Below are 5,065 nucleotides of genomic sequence, written 5' to 3'. Positions count from 1 at the left end.
GGCCTGCCCGGGAAGGCCGCACTCGTCGTGCCGGTATCTCCTCGTTCGGGATCTCCGGCACCAACGCCCACCTCATCCTCGAAGAAGCACCCCCAACAGAGCCTGCGATGTTGGCGGACGGTGATGATTCGAGATCTGTGCCGGCGGTGGTCGCAGCGGAGCCAGAGTCGGTGTCGTGGGTGGTGTCCGGGCGGACTCCGGCAGCGCTGCGTGCCCAGGCCGCAGCCCTGCACACCCACCTTGAGTCACTCAACGAGTGGTCGGTGGCGGGGGTGGGGCACGCGCTGCTGGCGACACGGTCGGTGTTTGAGCACCGGGCTGTGATCTCCGGTCGTCGTCATGATGATTTCCTGCGCGGTCTTGAGGCGCTCGCATCTGACCGGCTGGCGGGTCACGTCACGCTCGGCACCGCCCATGGCGGCAGCATCAAGAGTGTCTTTGTCTATCCCGGTCAGGGGTCGCAGTGGGTGGGGATGGGCCGTGAACTCCTGGACTCCAGTGAGGTGTTCGCCGGGCAGATCCGGGCTTGTGAGGAGGCTCTTTCCGCTCATGTGGAGTGGTCGCTGACCGATGTGCTGCGCGGTGTCGCGGGCAGCCCGCCGCTGGAGCGGGTCGATGTGGTCCAGCCCGTCCTGTGGGCGGTCATGATTTCACTGACCGCTCTGTGGCGCGCGCATGGTGTTGAACCGGCCGCCGTCATCGGGCATTCGCAGGGCGAGATCGCCGCCGCGCATATCGCCGGCATCCTCACCCTCGAAGACAGCGCCCGCATCGTCGCCCTGCGTTCCCAGGCACTGACCACACTCACCGGCACCGGCGGCATGGCCACCGTCACCGTCCCCGCTGACGAGCTCCACCAGCGCGTTAACCTCGCCCGCTGGGAAGGACGCCTGGCCATCGCTGCGGTCAACGGCGCGGAATCAACCGTCGTGTCTGGTGAGGCAACTGCGCTGGACGAGCTCCTTGCGCACTGCGAGGAACAGGGCATCCATGCACGCCGTATCGCCGTCGACTACGCCTCACACTCACCAGAGGTCGAACCCATCCGCGACCAGATCCTCCACACACTGAGCGGCATCACCCCACACACCGCCAGTATCCCCTTCTATTCCACTGTCACGGGCGGCCTGCTCACCGACACCACCCGGCTCGACGGCGAGTACTGGTACACCAACCTGCGTCAGACCGTCCAGTTCGACCGGGCCATACGGGCACTGCACCACGACGGAATCAACACCTTCATCGAAACCAGCCCCCACCCCGTCCTCACCATCGGCATCGAAGAAACCCTCCACACGATCGGCACCGCCGCCACAGTCACAGGAACGCTCCGCCGGGACGAAGGCGGCCTGGACCGCTTCCAGCTCTCCCTCGCCCACGCCTGGACCCACGGACTCCCCGTCAACTGGCCCACCACCCTGCCCACCGACCAGACACACCCCACCGACCTCCCCACCTACCCCTTCCAACGACAGCACTACTGGCTCCAAGCCCCCCTGGATCTGGGTGTCCTGGACTCAGCCGGGCTGGGAACGACCGGACACCCCTTGCTGCCGGCGGTGGTGCGGCTGGCCGACGGGAAGGGTCGCATGCTCACGGGACGTTTGTCCCTGGCTGCGCATCCGTGGCTTGCGGATCACGTCGTGGCAGGAAAGATCATGCTGCCGGGTGCCGCGTTCGTCGAGCTGGCAATAAGGGCTGGTGACGAGTTCGGACGGGGGTATCTCAACGAGTTGACCTTGCATGCGCCATTGCTGCTCTCGGAGGATGGTGCGGCGCATCTTCAGGTGGTCACTGACGAGCCCGACGAGTCGGGCGTCCTGGACTTCCGGGTCTTCTCGCGACCGGATGACCCCACGCGAGAGCACGAGTGGGCTATGCATGCCGCTGGTGTGCTGTCGGTGAATCACTCGACGACGGAGTTTGCTTCGCCGGCGTCGTGGCCTCCGGCAGGAGCTGTGCCCGTTGCACTTGACGGCTTCTACGCGCGTGCGTCGGCAGTGGGCTACGGATACGGAGAGAGGTTCCAGCGCCTGCAGGCGGCTTGGCGATGCGGTGATGATCTCTTCGTCGAGGTTGCCTTGGCCGACGAGCAGAGCGGTGAGGCAGGAAAGTACGCCCTGCATCCTGTGCTCCTTGATGCGGCCATCCATGGTGCCTTGATCGATACGGTGGAGGAATCTTCGGAGCTCCGTATCCCCTTTGCCTGGTCGGGTGTCTCCATCCACGCAACACACTCGACGGTCGCTCGCGTACGGGTATCACGCACTGACCAGGAATCCGTTTCGCTGGAAATGTTCGATGCCGCTGGCGAGTTGGTGGCATCGGTGGACCGCCTGTCGTTCCGTCCGATGCCGACGGACGAGCTCCGGACCGCGACCTCTCCAACGCAGCCGGATTCGCTGCTCCAGGTCGGGTGGGAAACTTTGAGCGTGGTGCCCGAGAAGCTGTCGGGCCGAAGTGCACTGATCGGGCCTGCAGACTCGGAACTCGCGGCAGGGCTGCGGCTGGCTGGCGTGCAGCTGACTTGTTTCCCTGACGTCAGCGTTCTGACAGATGCATTGGTGGCGGGGGAGCTCACACCGCAGACTGTATTTCTCGATGTCATGGCAGGAACGTCTTCTGATCTGGTGCCCGATGCCGCTCGGAAGGCCACGCTTTCCGTTCTGGAGGTACTGCAGGCATGGCAGGCCGAGCCTGCTCTCGCTTCCTGCAGACTGGCTGTGGTGACTCACCGGGTAACCCAGGATGCGCCGATTGATGCCGCAGTATCGGGCTTGCTGAGGTCTGCTCAGACTGAGCACCCCGGTCTGTTCGCACTCATCGACGTGGATGGGCTGGGGGAATCCTGGAAGGCTTTGCCGACAGCAGCTGCTATTTCCGATGAGAACGAACTGAGGATTGAAGCAGGCGAGGTCAGGGGCGCGCGGTTGACGCGCTCTGGTTCGCATGACGACTTGCCCGTAGCCCCTTGGGGGACTGCTTGGCGGTTGGATGCCGAGGATGCCGGCACGATCGACAGTGTTGTGGTGACCGCCAACCCCGCTGGTCAGACCGAACTCGGCACAGGACAAGTGCGTATCGCAGTGCGCGCCGCGGGTTTGAATTTCCGCGATGTGCTGATGACTCTCGGTATGTACCCAGGGGAAACCGTCCTTGGCAGTGAGGGCGCCGGCGTGGTCCTGGAAGTCGGTCCGGGAGTCGCCACGCTGTCGCCGGGCGACCGGGTGATGGGGATGTTCCCGCACGCGTTCAGCTCCGTCGCGGTCGCCGACCATCGTACGCTTGCACACATTCCGGACGGCTGGACGTTCACACAAGCCGCCGCTGTGCCGATCACATTTCTCACGGCCTATTACGGATTGGTTGACCTGGCTGGATTGGGGGCAGGCGAGTCGGTGCTCATCCATGCCGCTGCTGGCGGTGTAGGAATGGCAGCGGTGCAAATCGCCCAGCACCTCGGTGCCGAAGTCTACGGGACGGCAAGTGAAACCAAGTGGGATGCCGTTCGGTCGCTGGGTGTAGACGATGACCACATCGCATCCTCGCGGACTACTGGTTTCGAGGAGAAGTTCCGCAGCATCAGCGAGGGCAAGGGGATTGATGTAGTCCTGAACTCACTGACGGGGCGCTTCATAGATTCCTCACTGCGACTGCTGCCAAACGGTGGGCGGTTTATCGAGATGGGGAAGACCGATATTCGGTCGCTGCATGAGGTCTCGACGGGAACTCGCGCGATCTCTTATCACCCGTTCGACCTGACCCAGGTGGCACCTGATCGTATCGCCGAGATGCTGGCTGAGGTGCTTGAGCTGTTCGAGCGCGGAAAGTTGAGGCATACGCCGATCACCACCTGGGACGCTCGAGCTTCGCGTGATGCATTCCGACACCTTGCGCAGGCCCGCCATGTCGGCAAGAACGTCATGACCATGTTGCCTGTGGTGGGTGGTTCGGGGACGGTTTTGGTTACTGGTGGGACTGGTGTGTTGGGTGGGTTGGTTGCCCGGCATGTGGTTGGTGTGTGGGGGGTGCGGAATGTTGTGTTGGTGAGCCGTGGCGGGCTGGGTGTGTCGGGTGCTGTGGGGTTGGTGGAGGAACTGGAGGGGTTGGGGGCTTCGGTTTCTGTGGTGGCGTGTGATGTGGGGGACCGGGAGGCTTTGCGGGGGGTGTTGGAGTCGGTCCCGGTGGATGCTCCGTTGGTGGGTGTGGTGCATGCGGCGGGTGTGCTGGATGACGGTGTGGTGGGATCGTTGTCGGCGGCGCAGGTGGAGCGTGTGTTCCGGGCGAAGGTTGACGGGGCGTGGTATTTGCATGAGTTGACGGCGGGGTTGGATCTGTCGTTCTTCGTGTTGTTCTCGTCGGTTGCTGGTGTGATCGGTGGGGCGGGGCAGGGGAATTACGCGGCGGCGAATGCGTTTCTGGATGATCTGGCGCGGCTGCGGTGTGCCGCGGGCCTGCCGGCGACGTCGGTGGCGTGGGGTCTGTGGGAGCAGGCGTCGGGGATGACTGGGGATCTGGGGCAGGCCGATGTCGCGCGGATGGCGCGTGCGGGGGTGTTGCCGCTGGGCTCCGAGCAGGGTCTGGGGATGCTGGACCGGGCGGTGGTCTCGGGGGCTGCGTCGGTGGTGGCGGCGCGTTGGGACGTGGCCGGTTTGCGTGATCGTGCCGAGGCGGTGCCGGCGTTGTTGCGGGGGCTGGTGCCGGGCCGGCGGCGGCGTGCCGCCCGCGGTGTGCCGGGTTCGGGGGCGGGTCTGGCCGAACGGTTGCGGGGTCTTTCCTCATCCGAGCGGGATCAGGTGCTTTTGGATCTGGTGCGTGGCCAGGTCCAGGTGGTGCTCGGACACCGTGACAGCGATGCGGTGGGTGTCGGTGACGCGTTCAAGGCCATGGGTTTCGATTCGCTGACCGCGGTGGAGCTGCGGAACCGGCTCAATGGGGCGACCGGGCTGCGTCTGCCGAGCACGCTGGTCTTCGATTACCCGACGCCGGTGGCGGTTGCGCAGTGGTTGTCGGGTGAGTTGGCGGGGGGAGCGGGGGCCGTTCCTGCCTCCGCACTCGCGCCTGT

At 65.0% G+C, this 5,065-nt stretch carries 1 protein-coding gene; it reads left to right on the top strand.

Going from position 1 to position 5,065, the window contains the following annotated elements; all coding sequences use genetic code 11:
• The coding region (locus ACZ499_RS40005) for an SDR family NAD(P)-dependent oxidoreductase (RefSeq protein ID WP_468682144.1) at positions 1-5,065 on the top strand (5,065 nt) is incomplete at both ends.

It is taken from the genome of Streptomyces sp. NPDC031265 (assembly GCF_055570295.1).
The sequence above is the reverse complement of the archived record's forward strand: the minus strand, read 5'-3'. Positions and strand labels throughout refer to the sequence as shown.